Source organism: Halotalea alkalilenta (genome assembly GCF_001648175.1).
Classification (GTDB): domain Bacteria; phylum Pseudomonadota; class Gammaproteobacteria; order Pseudomonadales; family Halomonadaceae; genus Halotalea; species Halotalea alkalilenta_A.
Genome location: NZ_CP015243.1, coordinates 3,858,879 through 3,875,070, shown reverse-complemented (window position 1 = coordinate 3,875,070; position 16,192 = coordinate 3,858,879). Strand labels below are relative to the sequence as shown.

Annotated in this window: 15 protein-coding genes and 1 tRNA gene; 6 read left to right on the top strand and 10 right to left on the bottom strand. The window is 64.6% G+C overall.

Annotated elements, in window-relative coordinates:
- Positions 1 to 28: 28 nt before the first annotated feature.
- The 3 genes from A5892_RS17360 to A5892_RS17350 form a co-directional block, all read right to left on the bottom strand.
- Positions 29 to 1,195 (bottom strand): aminotransferase class V-fold PLP-dependent enzyme, encoded by a 1,167-nt coding sequence (locus tag A5892_RS17360; protein ID WP_064123855.1) that lies wholly within the window; start codon positions 1,193 to 1,195, stop codon positions 29 to 31.
- A gap of 69 nt (positions 1,196 to 1,264) precedes the next feature.
- Positions 1,265 to 1,735: a Fe-S cluster assembly transcriptional regulator IscR gene (gene iscR, locus A5892_RS17355; RefSeq protein ID WP_064123854.1), complete on the bottom strand. Its 471-nt coding sequence runs from the start codon at positions 1,733 to 1,735 to the stop codon at positions 1,265 to 1,267.
- Between the two features lie 234 nt (positions 1,736 to 1,969).
- On the bottom strand, positions 1,970 to 2,809 hold the full coding sequence (locus A5892_RS17350) for an RNA methyltransferase (protein ID WP_411431768.1): 840 nt from the start codon (positions 2,807 to 2,809) through the stop codon (positions 1,970 to 1,972).
- Between the two features lie 385 nt (positions 2,810 to 3,194).
- On the opposite strand from A5892_RS17350, the gene A5892_RS17345 reads away from it, so the two are divergent.
- Positions 3,195 to 3,998, top strand: a complete 804-nt coding sequence (locus A5892_RS17345; protein WP_064124590.1) for an inositol monophosphatase family protein — start codon at positions 3,195 to 3,197, stop codon at positions 3,996 to 3,998.
- Positions 3,999 to 4,163: 165 nt separating this feature from the next.
- Here A5892_RS17345 and secF read toward each other — a convergent pair whose 3' ends face one another.
- The 5 genes from secF to queA all read right to left on the bottom strand — a co-directional run bounded on the left by secF (position 4,164) and on the right by queA (position 9,795).
- Positions 4,164 to 5,069, bottom strand: a complete 906-nt coding sequence (gene secF, locus A5892_RS17340; protein ID WP_027349707.1) for a protein translocase subunit SecF — start codon at positions 5,067 to 5,069, stop codon at positions 4,164 to 4,166.
- A 10-nt stretch (positions 5,070 to 5,079) separates the two neighbouring features.
- A complete protein-coding gene (gene secD / locus A5892_RS17335) occupies positions 5,080 to 6,924 on the bottom strand; it encodes a protein translocase subunit SecD (RefSeq protein ID WP_064123852.1) in 1,845 nt (614 codons plus the stop codon).
- Positions 6,925 to 7,053: 129 nt separating this feature from the next.
- A complete protein-coding gene (yajC, locus tag A5892_RS17330; RefSeq protein ID WP_027349705.1) occupies positions 7,054 to 7,383 on the bottom strand; it encodes a preprotein translocase subunit YajC in 330 nt (109 codons plus the stop codon).
- Positions 7,384 to 7,581: 198 nt separating this feature from the next.
- Positions 7,582 to 8,697 carry a tRNA guanosine(34) transglycosylase Tgt gene (tgt, locus tag A5892_RS17325; protein ID WP_064123851.1) on the bottom strand — a complete coding sequence of 372 codons (1,116 nt, stop codon included), beginning with the start codon at positions 8,695 to 8,697 and terminating at the stop codon, positions 7,582 to 7,584.
- Between the two features lie 21 nt (positions 8,698 to 8,718).
- Entirely contained in the window at positions 8,719 to 9,795 is a 1,077-nt protein-coding gene (gene queA, locus A5892_RS17320; protein ID WP_064124589.1) for a tRNA preQ1(34) S-adenosylmethionine ribosyltransferase-isomerase QueA, read from the bottom strand.
- A 132-nt stretch (positions 9,796 to 9,927) separates the two neighbouring features.
- On the opposite strand from queA, the gene A5892_RS17315 reads away from it, so the two are divergent.
- The 3 genes from A5892_RS17315 to A5892_RS17305 all read left to right on the top strand — a co-directional run bounded on the left by A5892_RS17315 (position 9,928) and on the right by A5892_RS17305 (position 12,301).
- A tRNA-Leu gene (locus tag A5892_RS17315) sits at positions 9,928 to 10,014 on the top strand.
- A gap of 331 nt (positions 10,015 to 10,345) precedes the next feature.
- Positions 10,346 to 11,131 (top strand): AttM family quorum-quenching N-acyl homoserine lactonase, encoded by a 786-nt coding sequence (gene attM / locus A5892_RS17310; protein ID WP_064123850.1) that lies wholly within the window; start codon positions 10,346 to 10,348, stop codon positions 11,129 to 11,131.
- Between the two features lie 42 nt (positions 11,132 to 11,173).
- Positions 11,174 to 12,301 (top strand): zinc-dependent alcohol dehydrogenase family protein, encoded by a 1,128-nt coding sequence (locus A5892_RS17305; protein WP_064123849.1) that lies wholly within the window; start codon positions 11,174 to 11,176, stop codon positions 12,299 to 12,301.
- 44 nt (positions 12,302 to 12,345) lie between these two features.
- Here A5892_RS17305 and A5892_RS17300 read toward each other — a convergent pair whose 3' ends face one another.
- Positions 12,346 to 13,380, bottom strand: coding sequence for an AraC family transcriptional regulator (locus A5892_RS17300; RefSeq protein WP_064123848.1), 1,035 nt, complete (start codon positions 13,378 to 13,380; stop codon positions 12,346 to 12,348).
- A 494-nt stretch (positions 13,381 to 13,874) separates the two neighbouring features.
- On the opposite strand from A5892_RS17300, the gene A5892_RS17295 reads away from it, so the two are divergent.
- Positions 13,875 to 14,936 carry a PA0069 family radical SAM protein gene (locus tag A5892_RS17295; protein WP_064123847.1) on the top strand — a complete coding sequence of 354 codons (1,062 nt, stop codon included), beginning with the start codon at positions 13,875 to 13,877 and terminating at the stop codon, positions 14,934 to 14,936.
- A 109-nt stretch (positions 14,937 to 15,045) separates the two neighbouring features.
- On the opposite strand, the gene A5892_RS17290 is transcribed toward A5892_RS17295, so the two are convergent.
- Entirely contained in the window at positions 15,046 to 15,348 is a 303-nt protein-coding gene (locus A5892_RS17290) for a DUF883 family protein (protein WP_064123846.1), read from the bottom strand.
- 276 nt (positions 15,349 to 15,624) lie between these two features.
- On the opposite strand from A5892_RS17290, the gene A5892_RS17285 reads away from it, so the two are divergent.
- Positions 15,625 to 16,128 carry an NUDIX hydrolase gene (locus A5892_RS17285; RefSeq protein ID WP_064123845.1) on the top strand — a complete coding sequence of 168 codons (504 nt, stop codon included), beginning with the start codon at positions 15,625 to 15,627 and terminating at the stop codon, positions 16,126 to 16,128.
- Positions 16,129 to 16,192 lie beyond the last annotated feature (64 nt).

The following is a 16,192-nucleotide window of genomic DNA, read 5'->3' as shown; positions in this document are numbered from 1 at the left end:
CTTGAGCGAATCGCCGCGAAAATTCCGCTCAGGCCGACTGGACGCGGCTGCCCTTGCGCAGTTTATCCAGCGCCTCGCGGATGTCCGCGATCGCAGTGTCGATCTCGGTCGCAGTGCTGAACCGACCGAGGCTGATCCTGAGTGTCGCCAGGGCGCGGGCGGTGGGCACGCCGAGCTCGGTGAGCACGTAGGAGGGGGCGACGCTCGCCGAGTTGCAGGCCGACCCGGTGGACAGCGCCAGCCGACGCAGCGCCATCACCAGCGCTTGGCCATCGACGCCATCGAACCCGATGCTGAGGATATTGGCCATGCCATGGCCTTCAGCCACGCTGAGTCGGGCGCCCTCGAGCTCGCCCAGCCCTTCGAGCAGGCGGGTGCGCAGCTCGGCGATGCGCTGCATGTCGTCCTCGCGTTCGAGCTCGGCGAGGGCGAACGCCTCCCCCATGCCGACGATCTGGTGGGTGGCGAGCGTTCCCGAGCGCATGCCGCGCTCGTGACCGCCGCCGTGGATCAGTGCCTCGATCCGCGTGTCGCGGCGAACGTACAGCGCGCCTATCCCTTTGGGGCCATAGATCTTGTGCGCCGAGAGCGAGAGCAGGTCGATCGGCAGCCGTTCGAGGTCGAGGGCCAGCTTGCCGGCGGCCTGGGCTGCGTCGACGTGGAAGACGGCGCCGTGGCGGTGGGCGATATTTCCCAGTGCCTCGAGATCGTTCACCGTACCGAGCTCGTTGTTCACCGCCATCAGCGAGACCAGGATGGTATCCGGTCGCATTGCCGCTTCGAGCGCCTCGGGGCAGATGCGCCCGTCCGCCGCCGGCTTGAGCCAGCTGACCTCGAATCCCTCGTTCTCCAGCGCATGCGCTGTATCGATCACCGCCTTGTGCTCGATGGTCGAGGTGACCAGGTGACGACCGCGCGCGCGGTTGGCGCGCATGTAGCCGATCAGTGCGAGGTTGTCGGCTTCCGTCGCTCCAGAGGTCCAGACGATTTCGCGCGGGTCGGCATTGAGCAGGTCGGCGACCTGGCGACGGGCACCTTCGACCGCCTGCTCGGCCAGCCAGCCGAGCATATGGCTGCGCGAGGCGGGGTTGGCGAAGGTGCCGTCGAGGCCCAGATGGCGGGCCATCGCCTGCGCCACCCGTGGATCGACCGGGGTGGTGGCGGCATAGTCGAGATAGATCGGCGCAGATGACATGGGCGTGCTCGTGTTCCTGGTCGGCGGGAGGGAGGTGCCCCCGTCGGCATCGGCTGAAATCCAGTCAGTTTACTTGGTCATGTAGATCAGCGCTTCATCGTCGATGTTCAAGCGCTGGCGCTCGGCGACCTGCTGGACGTCGCGGCGCGCAAGCAGATCGGAGAGGGTGATGCCATCGAGGAAACCGTGGATTGCATCGGACAGGTCGCACCACAGATGATGAGTGAGACAGGTGGTGCCCTGCTGGCAATCGCCGCGCCCCTGGCAGCGGGTCGCGTCGATCGATTCGCTGACCGCGTCGATCACCCGGGCGATCGAGATCGCTGCGGGCTGGTCGCTGAGCCGGTAGCCGCCGCCGGGTCCGCGGACGCTGTTGACCAGGCCGGAGCGGCGCAGGCGCGCGAAAAGCTGCTCGAGGTAGGAGAGCGAGATTTCCTGGCGTTTGGATATTTCAGCGAGGCTGACGGGGCCACTATGGGCGTTGATCGCGAGGTCGAGCATCGCGGTGACTGCGTATCGTCCCTTGGTGGTCAGGCGCATTTTTGTGGTTCCGGCGCAGTGGGAGCTCGAGGGAAAGCGTAATCACCGCGATTTCAGGCTCCAGGAGTGAGTCGGTCTGGCGCCCCACGGCGCCCGCCGACCAGCTCACATGGCTGGTCGGCGGGCGCCGTGGGTGCAGGAAACGTATTCATTATGGACAAACTTGAGTTTTTTGGTCAACTTTTGGCCGGCCGACCCGGCTGCGGCACAATGGCGCACCACCCATGCTCGGGCTCAAGGTTTGGCCAGGCGCTCTACGCTTGTGAGGATGCCGCGAAGGATGTTGGTCTCCATCTGATCGAGCCGCGCACGCAGCAGCAGTCTGCGCAGACGTGGGATCAGCTGGCGGGGCTGGGCCGGGTCGTGGAAGCCGGTGAGTATCAGCGTGCGCTCTAGATGCTCGATCAGCCGTTCGACATCGGCATGGCTGGCCAGAGGATTGTCCCATTCGACGCTTTCCATCGCCGTGCGCAGCGCCTGGTCTGCGTCGAGGTGCTCGCCCAGCGGCGTCGACTCGTCGTCGTCAATCGCCTCGAGCCAGGCTTGGCGCGCCTCGTAGGCCATCAGCTGGACGGCGGCCGCGATGTTGAGCGAGCCGAACTCCGGATTGGTGGGGATGTGCACGTGGGCGTTGCAGTGAGCGAGCTCGTCGTTGGTGAGGCCGGTGTCCTCGCGGCCGAAGAGAATGGCGATTCGTGCCTCTTCGCCCGCGGCGGCGACTTCGTCGGCCAGCCTGGAGGAGAAGCGTCGCGGAGTGATCATGGGCCAGGGCATGGTGCGGGTGCGGGCGCTGCAGCCGACCACCCAGGCCGCGTCGGACAGCGCTTCTTCCAGCCGCTGGTGGCGGGTGGCCGTGTGGATCAGCTCATCCGCGCCAGAGGCGCGGGCGACGGCCTCCGAGGTATGGGGATCGCAACGCGGAGCGACCAATGCCAGTTCGCGAAGTCCCATGGTCTTCATCGCCCTGGCGACCCCGCCGATGTTGCCGGGATGGCTGGTGCCGACCAGCACGATACGCACGCGCTCGAGCCAGGCCGGAGGAGTGGGATGCGGGGCGCAAGGGTGGGGCACGATCTATTCCTCGGTGTTGCAGTCGTTGAGGGTGGGGGCCGCTCTATCCATAGCCAGAGCGCCTTGGTCAGAGCGCTGTAGCCAGCGAGCCATGTCGGCGAAGGCGGGAGTCTAACATGGCCTGGACATCCGGCTTTGGTTGCGCCCGCTCATGTGGTGGATGACCGCAGCGAGGCAGTTCTGTTAGACTACGCGGCCTGTTCGCGCTCGCGAACGAATCCAACTGCCAGTTTAATTCTTTCGCTTGTTCCGCTGCATATCCTGCGGGATGCCCGTGTCCACGGTTGTCTCGAGGTTGCCGGCGGTCGCTCTTTAACAGTTCCCTGGTGAGTTCCGACCGACGCCGAGGCGTACGGAGGCTCGCTTTCTATCGATGGACGACAACGCTATGCAACCGATGGTCGAATTTGCCCTGCGCGCCCTGCGCGGCGCCCAGGAACACTTCTTCCGCATTCGCGACAAGATCGATGTCGCGCGTGAGGACCGTCTGCTCGACAACATGCTCGAGGAGACTGCCCGCTTCGCCGAGCAGCAGATCGTCAAGCAGTTCGCCCGCGGCTATCCGCAGCACGGTATCTCGGGTCGCTTCACCCCGCATCGCGACGGTGAAGGGGATGGGCGCGACTATCATTGGAAGATCGAGCTCCAGCACGGCTACGCCAACCTCGCCGCCGGCTCCCCGGCTTGGGCGATGTCGATGGTCTGCCTCTACCAGGGACGCCCCGAGCACGCGGTGCTGATCGTACCCTTCGCCGAGGAGGAGTACCTGGTCAGCCGCGGTCGCGGGGTACAGTTCAACCAGCGCCGCATGCGCGTGCCGACGGTCTCCTCGGTGACCGGTGCGCGAGTCGCGCTCGGGCTGCCGGAGAGCTGGATGCGCAGCCGCTACCAGCCAACCTACCTGAAGCTCGTCGAAGCGCTCGGCACCCAGATCGATGTGATGCGCGCTAGCGGCTGTTCGCTGCTCGATCTCGCCGAACTCGCCACCGGGCGGGTCGATGCCGCCTTCGCGCTCGGCCTCGACGACCATGATCTCAGTCTCGCCAGCCTGCTGCTCAAGGAGAGCGGTGCACTGATCGGTCAGCCCGACGGCTCGCCCCAGGTCGCCGCCGAGAAGGTGCTGATGGCCTCCGGCCAGCGTCTGTTCAAACCGTTGATCCAGCTGCTCGCCCCGCGTCTTCGCGAGCTCTGATCACGCAACATCCTGAAAGGCCTCGCGAGGGGCCTTTTTGGTTTTCGCTTACCGTCCTGGCTCGCCCCTCATCCAAAGCGAGCCCGGCGCGGAAGGAGAGGCGTGGTCAAACAAAACCCCCGGCCAAATGGCGCGGGGGTCGATGGCGAAGAGCAGGGCGCCCTCTCAGGGCAGCTCCTCCTCCACCTCGGCACGCTTGGTCGGGATCAGGTCCTCGCGCTTGAGGTTCATCAGTACCAGCAGCGCCGCTGAGACATAGATCGAAGAGAAGGTGCCGAGGAAGATGCCGATGATCAGCGCCAGCGAGAAGTTGTGGATCATGTCGCCGCCCATCAGATAGAGAGCGAACAGTACCAGCAGGGTGGTGCCTGAAGTTGCCACCGTCCTCGCCAGGGTCTGGTTGACCGCATCGTTGCATAGGCGCGCGATGTCGTTGCTGCGCGACTTTTGGATATTCTCGCGGATGCGGTCGTAGATCACGATGGTGTCGTTCAGCGAGTAGCCGAGCACCGCCAGCACCGCGGCCATCACGGTGAGGTCGAACTCGAGGCCGAACAGCGAGAAGATCCCCAGCACGATAAGCACGTCGTGGGCGAGCGACACCACCGCGCCGATCGCGAACTTGTACTGAAAGCGCAACGCCAGGTAGATCATGATCCCACCGAGCGCCAGCAGCAGCCCGAGGCCACCCTGGTCGCGCAGCTGCTCGCCGACCTGGGCGCCGACGAACTCGGCGCGCACCAGCTGGACGTCCTCGCCGTGAGTCGATAAGGCCGATACGATCTGCGCGCCTACGTTCTCGCTGTAGTCCTGCTGGAGGCGCACCAGGATGTCGGTCTCGGCGCCGAAGGTCTGCACCGAGGCGTGGGCGTAACCTGCCTGGCCCAAGGCCTCGCGCACATCGTCGAGCTCGGGCGCCTGGGCGTAGTGAACCTCGACCTGGGTGCCACCGGTGAAGTCGAGACCAAGATTGAGCTGCTTGACGGCAAGCGAGCCGATCGCGATCACCGAGAGCAGGATCGAGACGATGTAGGCGATGTGGCGCTTGCCCATGAAGTCTATGAGTTTCATCGCGTCGTCCTCAGATCCAGAGTTTCTTCAACGGGCGACCGCCGAAGGCCAGGTTGGTCAACGCGCGGCTGACCATCACCGCGGTGAAGACCGAGGTGATGATCCCGATCGACAGCGTCACTGCGAAGCCCTGTACCGGTCCGGTGCCGATCGAGAACAGGATCACCCCGACCAGCAGGGTGGTGAGCTGCGAGTCGATGATCGAGGTGAAGGCGCGGTCGTAGCCGGCATGGATCGCTTGCTGGATCGCCATCCCGGTTCTCAGCTCCTCCCTGATTCGCTCGTAGATCAGTACGTTACCGTCCACCGCCATGGCCAGGGTCAGCACGATCCCGGCGATGCCAGGCAGGGTCAGGGTGGCGCCGAGGATCGACATGATCGCCATCAGCAGGATCAGGTTGACCACCAGGGCGAGGGTGGCGACCACGCCGAAGGCCTTGTAGCGAATGATCATGAAGGCCAGCAGCAGCACCAGGGCGAACATGATCGAGGTGATCCCGCGATCGATGTTCTGCTGCCCGAGGCTCGGCCCGATGGTGCGCTCCTCGGCGAAGTAGATCGGCGCGGCGAGCGAGCCCGAGCGCAGCAGCAGCGAGAGCTCCTGGGCTTCGCCCGGTGAATCCAGCCCGGTGATGCGGAACTGGTTGCCGAGCGCGCTCTGGATCGTCGCCAGGCTGATGATGCCGCGTTCGGTACGGGTCTGGCGAGGAGCGTCCTCCTCCTGCCCTGGCGCGATCGGGTCGGCGAGATGCTCGATGAACACCACTGCCATGGCGCGGCCGATGTTGGCGCGGGTGGCGCGGTTCATCAGCGAGCCACCAGGACCATCGAGGTTGATGTTGACCTGCGGACGGCCGTTCTCGTCGAACGAGCGGCTGGCGTTGGAGACCCGGTCGCCAGTGATGATGACGTCGCGCATCACCGCCGCCTGGCGGTTGGGATCGTTGCGGAACGCGATCGATTCCTGGTCGCCCTCCGGCGTGTCCGGCAGCGCCTCGAGGCGGAACTCGAGGTTGGCGGTGGCGCCGACGATGCGCTTGGCGGCGGCGGTGTCCTGCACGCCAGGCAGCTCGACCACGATGCGGCTGGGCCCTTGGCGCTGGACGATCGGCTCCGATACCCCGAGTTCATTGACCCGGTTGCGCAGGGTGGTGAGGTTCTGGTTGACCGCGTAGTCCTGCAGCTCGTTGATCGCCTGCGAGGTCATGGTCATCACCAGAGTCGAGGCGCGGCCCTGGTTCTGGGTCGAGTAGCTGAAGTCCCGATACTGCGGCTGGATCAGCTGGCTTGCCCGGCTCAGCTCTTCGGGGCTGGCGAAGGTCAAGCGAATCTGGTTGCCTTCGACGCGATTGTCGCGATAGCGGATCTGCTCGTCGCGCAGGGTCTGGCGGATGGCGCTGGCGTTGCTGTTGAGGCGCTGTTCGAGCGCGCCTTGCATATCGACTTCGAGCAGGAAGTGCACGCCGCCACGAAGGTCGAGGCCGAGCTTCATCGGCGAGGCGCCGATCGCGCGCAGCCAGGATGGCGTGGCATCGGCGAGGTTGAGTGCGGTGACGTAGCCGGAGCCCAGGGTCTGGGCAATCAGGTCGCGGGCGCGCAGCTGCTGGTTGATGTCATCGAGGCGGATCAGCCCGGTGCCGTCCGGTTCGATTTCGCCGCGCAGCACGCTGATGTTGGCCTGCTCGAGCGCCTCGACCGATCTATCGATGTCGGACTGGGAGATCGCGGCACCTCGGTCGCGGCTGATTTGCACCGCCGGCTCCTCTGGATAGAGGTTGGGCAGCGCATAGACCGCGCCGATGAGGAGCAATAGAAGTATCAGCAGGTACTTCCACAGAGGATAGCGATTCAGCATCGAGGCTTGGTCCTGGTTGCTGATGGAGACGGAGAGGGGATGCCGATCAGGGCGCGAGGATCGCCGTCGTCTCGTGTGCGGCGTGGCGATCGTCGCCGCGTCCCATCGAGGAACGCGGCGCCCGAACGATCAGAGGGACTTCAGGGTGCCCTTCGGCAGAACCGTGGCGACCGCGCTCTTCTGCACGTTGACTTCGGTGCCTTCGGAGATCTCGACGGTGACGAACTCGTCACCGACCTTGGTCAGACGACCGACCAGGCCACCACCGACCACTACTTCGTCACCCTTGGACAGCTGGGACATCAGCTGCCGATGCGCCTTGGCGCGTTTCGACTGCGGACGCCAGAGCAGGAAGTAGAAAATCAGCACGAAACCGACCAGCATGACGATCTGGGCGATCGCCCCGCCGCCGGCCCCGGCTTCCTGGGCGTGCGCCGATGAGATGAAGAAGTCGAGCATGACATATCCTCTGATGATTGCGTTGAGGTGGAGTGGTTGTAGGTGGTTCGCACGGCCTGCGCGGCGCGGCGGACATCGCCGGGCTTGCCTCGATCATGGCTTCGCGGACGACGCACGCGTCCTGATCGGAGGCGTTCGTCGCCCGCGGCGAACCCGCGCGCCGAAGCCGCTTTCGCTCACCGCCCGGCGAGGCCGAAGTCACTCGAGGGCGGGAGTCGAAAGGCCCCGTCGCGCGTAAAAGTCATCGACGAAGGCGGCCAATTTACCCGCTTCGATAGCGCTCCGCAAACCGGCCATCAGGCGCTGGTAATGTCGCAGGTTGTGGATCGTGTTGAGCTGCGCACCGAGCATTTCTCCACAGCGATCGAGATGATGGAGATAGCCGCGAGTGAAGTTACCGCAGGTGTAGCAGTCGCAGCCGGCCTCGAGCGGCTCGGTCGAGTGGCGATGGGCGGCGTTTCTGATCTTGACCACCCCCTCGGCGGTGAACAGGTGGCCGTTGCGCGCATTGCGCGTCGGCATCACGCAGTCGAACATGTCGACCCCGCGGCGCACCCCCTCGACCAGGTCCTCCGGCTTGCCGACGCCCATCAGGTAGCGCGGCTTGTCTTCGGGCATCAGTGTCGGCAGGTAGTCGAGCACCTTGAGCATCTCATCTTTCGGTTCGCCCACCGAGAGGCCGCCGATCGCCAGGCCGTCGAAGCCGATTTCGCCAAGGCCCGCCAGGGAGCGCTCACGTAGTTCGCGATACATGCCGCCCTGGATGATCCCGAACAGCGCCGAGGGCGAATCGCCATGCGCCTCGCGCGAGCGCTTGGCCCAGCGCAGCGACAGCTCCATCGAGCGCTCGGCTTCATCATAAGTGGCCGGGTAGGGCGTGCACTCGTCGAAGATCATCACGATGTCGGAGCCGAGCGCGCGCTGCACCGCCATCGACTCCTCCGGTCCCATGAACACCTTGGCACCATCGACCGGCGAGCGGAAATGCACGCCCTGTTCGGTGATCTTGCGCATCGCGCCGAGGGAGAAGACCTGGAAACCGCCGGAATCGGTGAGGATCGGGCGCTGCCACTGGGCGAAGTCGTGCAGGTCGCCGTGGGCTTCGATCACTTCCACTCCCGGGCGCAGCCAGAGGTGGAAGGTGTTGCCGAGAATGATCTCGGCTCCGATCGCCTCGACGTCCCGGGGAGTCATTCCCTTCACCGTGCCGTAGGTGCCCACCGGCATGAACGCCGGAGTCTCGACCGTGCCGCGTGGGAAGTGCAGCCGACCGCGTCGTGCGCGGCCGTCCGAATGGATGCGCTCGAAGCGCATGAAGCATGGGTCTCTCATCGCTTACTCGGATTGACCGCTGGACGGCGCAGGGGCCGGCCAGGGGTCTGGAAGGGTGCGACGGGTGAGGAACATCGCGTCGCCGTAGCTGAAGAAGGCATAGCCTTGCGCCACCGCCTCGCGATAGGCGCGCATGGTGGTGTCGAAACCGGCGAAGGCGCAGACCAGCATCAAAAGCGTCGACTCGGGCAGGTGGAAATTGGTCACCAGGGCATCGACGCAGCGCCACGCATAGCCCGGGCGGATGAAAATGTCGGTGTCGCCGCGATAGGGGGCGATCTCGCCGCTCGCCGCCGCGGTCTCGAGGCAGCGAACGCTGGTGGTGCCCACCGCGATCACCCGGCGGCCGGCCGCCTTGGCCGCGCGCACCTTGGCGCAGGTGGTTTCGTCGACCTCGAGCCATTCGCTGTGCATGTGGTGTTCGGTGATGTCATTGACCCTCACCGGCTGGAAAGTCCCCGCGCCGACATGGAGGGTGACGAAGGCGGTCTCGACCCCGCGGGCCTCGAGCGCCGCCATCATCGCCTGGTCGAAATGCAGCCCCGCCGTAGGTGCCGCCACTGCGCCCTTGCGACGCGCGTAGACGGTCTGGTATCGCTCGCGATCGCGTTCGTCGTCGGCACGTTCGATATAGGGGGGCAGCGGCATATGGCCATGTCGCTCGAGCAGCTCGAGCAGCGGCGTTTCGCCATGGAAGCGCAGCTCGAACAGCGCATCGCGTCGCCCCTCGACCACCGCTGTGACCCCGCCTTCGAAGTCCAGCTCGCTTCCCGGCTTCGGCGACTTGCTCGAGCGCAGATGCACCAGTGCCCGGTGGGCGTCGAGCGGCCGCTCGAGCAGGATCTCGACCCGCCCACCGCTGCGCTTCTGGCCGTGCAGCCGCGCGGGTACCACTCGAGTATCGTTGAACACCATCAGATCGCCCGGCTGGACGCGCTCCAGCAGGTCTTTGAAGCGGCGATGCTCGAGCGATGCGAGATCGCCGTCCACGCACAGCAGCCGGCAGTCGCTTCGCGACTCGGAGGGATAGCGGGCGATCAGTTCGGTGGGAAGATCGAATTGGAAGTCGGAACGCTGCATCTGGAAAAATTGGCCGATCGGTTCGAGGGCCGCCGCGCGCAGCCCTGGAGAAGGGGCGACATAATAGACAATTCGCTCGAGGAAGTCATTGACGCTCCAGCACTTGGCCGTATAATGGCGTCGCTTCGAAGTGCCAGCGTGGCGAAATCGGTAGACGCAGCGGATTCAAAATCCGCCGGGGTCAAACCCGTGTCGGTTCGAGTCCGACCGCTGGTACCACTTCCTAGCCCCAGCTTCACCCCTCCTGTTTGTTCTCCCGTTCGGCTTTTCCCCCTTCGATAGTGGCCTGCGATCTGGTTGGCGGAAATCCGCGACCGGGCATCGTCGATCCTTTATTCATCCTCCTTCATCGATAGCTCCTTTCATCGATAGCTCCCCTCATCGATAGCCACGCCGCAGCGCGGCAGGCGAACCGGCGCTCTTCTTTCCTCGCGGCTCATACCAAAAGCGGGCAGCCAGCTCGAGGCCTTGATCCTAGACTCGACGGGACGATGCCCTGTGGCGGGCCGGCGGGTGGTCGTCATCCCAGGGTGTGACGGAGGATGCGAGGATGGCCGAGACCAGGCTCTACATGATGCAGACTGGCATGCTCGAGTGCCGTGAGTGCAACATCAAGATGAATCACTCACAGGCGCCCTATGAGATTCCAGTGCCGTGGTACTTGATCACTCACCCCAAGGGCAACGTCGTGATCGACGGCGGCTGTGCGGTGGAGTGCGCGCTCGATCCGGTGGCGCACTGGGGGCCGATCACCGAGGTCTACTGGCCGGTGATGAGCGCGGACGAGGGCTGCGTGGCCGCGCTCGAGGGGATGGGGATCGCGGCGGAGTCGGTGCGCTACGTACTGCAGAGCCATCTGCATCTGGACCATACCGGGGCGACCGGGCGCTTCCCCAATGCCAAGCACATCGTCACCCGGCGCGAGTACGAATACGCCCACAGTCCCGACTGGTTCGCGGCCAACGCCTACATCAACGCCGACATCGATCGCCCCGGTATCGACTGGTTCCTGCTCGAGGATGGGGACGACGGCTACGATGTGTTCGGCGATGGCGTGGTGAGGTTCATTTTCACACCGGGCCACTCCCCCGGCCACGCCAGTTTCCTCATCCAGCTTCCCAGGCAGGGTGCCGTGCTGCTGGCCGTGGATGCCGCCTATACCACTGATCATTGGGACGAGAAGGCGCTGCCGGGTTTCGTCGCCTCGGCGACCGATGCGGTGCGTTCGGTGCGAAAGCTCAAGGCGCTGGCCGAGAAACACTCCGCGCTGGTAGTGACCGGGCACGATCCCGGCGCTTGGCCCAGGTTCAAGCGCTCGCCCAGATACTATGACTGACCCATTGGGGCAGCGAGTCGCGACTGATAAAGGAGATCATCGATGAAGACCCGTGCGGCGGTACTGCGCCACGAAGGGGCCCCACGACCCTATACCATCAGTCAGCCGCTCGTGATCGAGGAACTCGAGCTCGACCCGCCCCGGCGTGGTGAAATCCTGGTCAAGGTTCGCGCCGCTGGTCTTTGCCACTCGGATCTCTCGGTGATCGATGGCAACCGCCCCAGGCCTTTGCCAATGGCGCTGGGTCACGAAGCGGCCGGAGAGGTGGTCGAGCTCGGCGAGGGGGTGAGCGGCTTCGAGGTGGGCGATCACGTGGCGCTCTCCTTCGTGCCCAGCTGCGGTGCCTGCCCTTACTGTCTGGCCGGGCGCGCGGCGCTCTGCTCGCCGGGCGCCCAGGCCAATGGCGAGGGCGTGCTGCTTGGCGGCGGACGACGGCTGCATCGAGCAGGGCACTATCTCAACCATCACCTGGGCGTCTCCGGCTTCTCCGAGTACCTGGTCGCTTCGGAGAAGTCGGCGGTGCGCATCGATCCGAGCCTTGAGTTCCGGATCGCGGCCGTGTTCGGCTGTGCGGTACTCACCGGTGTCGGGGCCTTGCTGCACACGGCGAAGCTGCGTGCGGGGCAGTCGGTACTGGTCGTCGGGCTTGGCGGCGTCGGCCTGTCCGCGGTGCTCGGCGCCCTGGCGAGCGGTGCGCGGCAGGTGATCGCCGCTGACGTCAATCCGGCCAAGCTGGAGCAGGCGAAGGCCTTCGGCGCCACTGCAGTGATCGACAGTAGCGATCCTCAGGCCCTGGCGCGGGTGCGCGATTTGAGCGCAGGCGGTGTCGACGTCGCCGCCGATTTCGCCGGCGCTGCAAAGGCGCTGGAGTTCGCCTTCGCCGCCACCGGCAAGGGTGGGGTCACCGTCACCGCCGGGCTGCCGCATCCGAGCACCCGCTTCGCCTTGAGTCCGGTCCAGCTGGTCGCCGAGGAGCGCCGCCTGCTCGGCTCCTATCTCGGCGGGCATGTGCCGTCGCTCGACATTCCCCAGTACATCGGCATGTACCAGGCGGGTGTACTTCCGGTCGACAAGCTGGTTACCCATACGCTGAAACTCGACGAGATCAATCTCGGCTTCGAGCGCTTGGCCGCGGGTGAGGCGATTCGCCAGATCGTACTGTTCGATTGATCCGAGCAGGGTCGTCGCGCACGGTGGCGTAGCGAATGGGCGCGCTACAGCGTGCTGACCCAGCCGACGTGGGTGGGCTCGTGCTGGGTATGCGTTCTATGGGCGAACTGGGTGCGCAGCTCGCGGCGAATCTCCCTCGGGGGTTCGCCATAGTGCTGAATGCAGTGGTGGCGCAGTACGCTTGGTTCCAGGCCACAGCGTCGTGAGATCGCAGAAAGGCTCAAATGGCGCATGCTCAGATCACGCATCATGCGCTGCGCCATCGCCAGCCGGCGGTTGCGGATGAAGCAGGCGACTCCGCCGAGCGGTTCGAACAGGCGATAGAGGCTCGCGCGCGACAGCGCGAAGCGCTTGCAGAGGATTTCCACCGTCAGCTGGGTGCCGAGGCTGGACTCGATGAACAGGCACACCCTTTCGAGTTTGGTGCTGTGTTCGAAGGGGGAGTCGAGCGCCTTGCCACTGAGCAGCGCCAGCGTTTCGATGATCAGGTTGGAGGCACCCTTGCCGACGCCCTTCACTTCCATCTCGGTCATTTGATCGAACAGCGCGAGCATCGTCGCGAGATGCCCACGCAGCATGCGGTTGAGGGGGCTTGCGGCATGCAGGCAGTGGCCATGGAGCGGTGCGATATCGACCGAAAAGGCCATCGAACTCTTGGGCAGTATGAAGTATTGGTAGGTGCAGGGGCCGGCGCTTCCAGCGCGGACGCTGATCGAAACCGGCTGCGACATGTCCTGGATCAGCATATCGCCTTGTCCCACTTCAAAGCGACGCCCGCGACACTGGCAGTCGAGACCCCCGACCAGGACGATGAATAGCAAAACGTGGTCGGGCACGGCGAACAAGTTGCCCTGTCGCCTTTGAATGTCGTGTTCACTGGCAGTGAGAATGCCACCGATCAATTGGTCGAAATGATAACCGGTGACACACCAATCGAAAGTTGAAAGGCTGCTCTTGGGGAGTATCAGGGATAGGCCCGCCGAGGATAGACCGTCTTCCCATTCGTAATATCGTTCGTCGATGTCGCTGTAACGGCTGGCGGCATCGATGATTTTCCGCTGCGTGGCTGGATTGCTCATGGCGGCTGATCCCCAGGAGGAGAGACAGATGGGATGAGCATGACGACTTGGCCGCTCGATTATTTTTGTACTTTGGTAATGCTTTTATTAAGTTCTAGATCGGGGTTCTGATTTTTTTACCGCTTCTTTTTGCATGTTGTTTTTATATTTGAAGACTTTATGGCAGTCATGACAATGATGATAGTGGCGTAAGCGCATCAGGCGGCCAAAGACGCTGCGGGGCAGCGCTTCCACTCCATAGCTGCCGCAGAAAGGGCATCTTTTCATCGCTTCGTTTCACTTTGAGGTGAGTTGCTTGAGAGAGACGTACACCTTAGGGCGATCTAGGATGTGTCCAGTGCCGTATTGTTGTAAACGGAGTGTAAGTAGGTTGATACAATTTAACCGAAAGTGGGCACGTTTACTCGTCTAGGGCGTCTGCGCCTGGATCGCTCGACGTGAGGTGTGCAAGCGCCCCATACTGTACTGTATGAACGTACATATGGAGCGCTGCCATGGTCGCTGAGAACGCTACGCCGAGAGGGCGGGGTACCGGCCATAATCCGGCCAATCGTTTCCAGTCCGCTCGTATCGAGTTGGTCGACGACGGCTGGTATCAGGAAACGCCGTTGCCGAGACTCACCGAGGTGCGCCTCGAGCGAGCCAAGTCGGTGATCAGCCGCAATGATTCGCCCGATATCCCCTTCGACCGTTCGCTCAACCCCTATCGAGGCTGCGAGCACGGCTGCATCTACTGCTTTGCGCGACCGAGCCACGCCTATTGGGATCTCTCCCCTGGGCTCGACTTCGAGACACGGCTGATCGCCAAGACCAACCTGGCCGAAGTGCTCGAGCGGCAGCTGTCGGCACCGGGCTACCGCTGCCAGCCGATCGCACTGGGCAGCAACACTGACCCCTACCAGCCGATCGAGCGCGAGATGAAGTTGACCCGCGCAGCGCTCGAGGTGCTGCTGCGCTATCGCCACCCGCTCACCTTGGTGACCAAGGGAGCGATGGTGCTGCGCGATCTCGATCTGCTCGCGGAGCTCGCCGAGCATCGCCTGGTACGGGTGATGGTCAGCCTCACTACGCTCGACGACGAACTCAAGCGCCGGATGGAGCCACGCGCCGCCGCGCCGGCCGCGCGGCTCAGGGTGATTCGCAGGCTTAAGGAGGCGGGAGTGCCGGTCGGGGTGCTGTGCGCGCCGATCATTCCAATGCTCAACGATCACGAGCTCGAGCGCCTGTTGGAGGCCGCCGCGGAGGCTGGGGCCGACAGTGCCGGCTACGTACTGCTTCGCCTGCCGCGCGAGGTAGCGGTGCTGTTCGAGGAGTGGCTAAGAGAGCACTATCCGATGCGCGCCGACCATGTGCTGGGGCTGATGCGCCAGAGCCGGGGCGGACAGCTGTATGACGCCGACTTTTCGACCCGAATGAAGGGGGAGGGAGTTTTCGCTGAGTTGATCGCGCAGCGTTTCCGCCTTGCGCGGCGGCGCTATGGGCTCGAGCGCCAACGTGTGGAAGGGCTCGATTGCACAGGTTTCTCGGTGCCGGGGGCTCAGCTGTCGCTGCTTTGATCACGACCCTGCCAGGCAGGGGGGCGTGAGCTCTGGAGCGAAAGGTCGGAGGGTGGAGCATGAGCGAAGAACACTCGCCATGCCCAGGACAGGGCATGGCGAGGAGCATTCAGCGCCGGCCGAGCATGTAGCCGATCGCGAGCCCCAGGGCGGTGCCTGCGGCGATGTAGGGCCAGGGGTTGTCGTGGACGCGATCGTCGATTTCGCGCGCGCTTTCTTCGGTCAGCTCCCAGGCGCGGCGACCGCCGTCCTCGATCCGGTGGCCGACTCGATGGGCACCATCCGAGGCGCTGACCCCCAGTTCGTGCAGTCGGCCACGTCCGTGGCGGGCGGATTCCCGAAGACCGCGACGCAGCTCCTTGGCATATTCCTGGGCATCACGGCGAGATCTGGATGAAAAGAGTCCTAGCATAACGTTCTCCTGAACTGGGACTTCACACGGCCCGGCGAATAACGCGGCGTCCACTGCACGCGTGCCTGGCCGCCGAGAATGGATGAGCGCGGGTCTCTAGCTCACTCATCTAGCAAGATAGACCAGCGCGGTGATTTGTTCACTTTCAAGCGAGCGCCGCAGGGGCTCGCAACCCGCAGCCGCGCGTGTACACTTTCGGGCTTGGAGTTCCGACCCGTCCTGGCGCCGTCGCTGTGCCGGCCGAGCGGGCGCTCGTTTCCATGAGGAGAATGGAGCATGTCCCCAATGCTCGAATGGGTTCAACTGGTCGATGATCGCAATCGCCCTTGTGGCTCGGCCACCAGGGCATTCGTCAGGCGCCTGCGCCTGTGGCACCGGGCGACCTACGTGTTCGTCACCGACGGGGAGGGCCACATCTGTGTTCAGCGCCGTACGCTGACCAAGGACATCTTTCCCGGTGCCTTCGACCTTGCCGCCGGCGGCGTGGTCGAAGCCGGGGAGGCGATGCACGTCGGTGCCGGCCGGGAGCTTGCCGAGGAGCTCGGCATCACCGGGGTCAAGCTGCGTCATTGCTTCGATTTCCGCTATATCGACCAGCGACTGAAAGCGTTCGGTGGGGTCTTCCTGGTCGAATACCGTGGCCCGATGGTGCTGCAGGAAAGTGAAGTCGCCGCGGTGGAGTGGATGACGCCCAAGGACGCGCTGGCTCTTACTCCTGTGACCCCGGACAGTCGCGTCGCGCTGGAGCGGCTGCTTGGCGAGGGCTGGCTGGCGGCATAGCGCGCGTTTCAAGAGCCGCTCGCGTCGCGCGTCGCGCCCTGCACGCCGGGCCATCGGAGCCGCC

Coding starts and splice junctions, on each gene's coding strand:
- tgt (WP_064123851.1), bottom strand. CDS start 8,697: ATGCGCTTCGAGCGCATCCATTCGGACGGCCGCGCACGACGCGGTCGG.
- yajC (WP_027349705.1), bottom strand. CDS start 7,383: ATGCTCGACTTCTTCATCTCATCGGCGCACGCCCAGGAAGCCGGGGCC.
- A5892_RS17285 (WP_064123845.1), top strand. CDS start 15,625: ATGTCCCCAATGCTCGAATGGGTTCAACTGGTCGATGATCGCAATCGC.
- A5892_RS17300 (WP_064123848.1), bottom strand. CDS start 13,380: ATGAGCAATCCAGCCACGCAGCGGAAAATCATCGATGCCGCCAGCCGT.
- A5892_RS17305 (WP_064123849.1), top strand. CDS start 11,174: ATGAAGACCCGTGCGGCGGTACTGCGCCACGAAGGGGCCCCACGACCC.
- A5892_RS17345 (WP_064124590.1), top strand. CDS start 3,195: ATGCAACCGATGGTCGAATTTGCCCTGCGCGCCCTGCGCGGCGCCCAG.
- secF (WP_027349707.1), bottom strand. CDS start 5,069: ATGAAACTCATAGACTTCATGGGCAAGCGCCACATCGCCTACATCGTC.
- attM (WP_064123850.1), top strand. CDS start 10,346: ATGGCCGAGACCAGGCTCTACATGATGCAGACTGGCATGCTCGAGTGC.
- A5892_RS17290 (WP_064123846.1), bottom strand. CDS start 15,348: ATGCTAGGACTCTTTTCATCCAGATCTCGCCGTGATGCCCAGGAATAT.
- A5892_RS17295 (WP_064123847.1), top strand. CDS start 13,875: ATGGTCGCTGAGAACGCTACGCCGAGAGGGCGGGGTACCGGCCATAAT.
- A5892_RS17360 (WP_064123855.1), bottom strand. CDS start 1,195: ATGTCATCTGCGCCGATCTATCTCGACTATGCCGCCACCACCCCGGTC.
- secD (WP_064123852.1), bottom strand. CDS start 6,924: ATGCTGAATCGCTATCCTCTGTGGAAGTACCTGCTGATACTTCTATTG.
- iscR (WP_064123854.1), bottom strand. CDS start 1,735: ATGCGCCTGACCACCAAGGGACGATACGCAGTCACCGCGATGCTCGAC.
- queA (WP_064124589.1), bottom strand. CDS start 9,795: ATGCAGCGTTCCGACTTCCAATTCGATCTTCCCACCGAACTGATCGCC.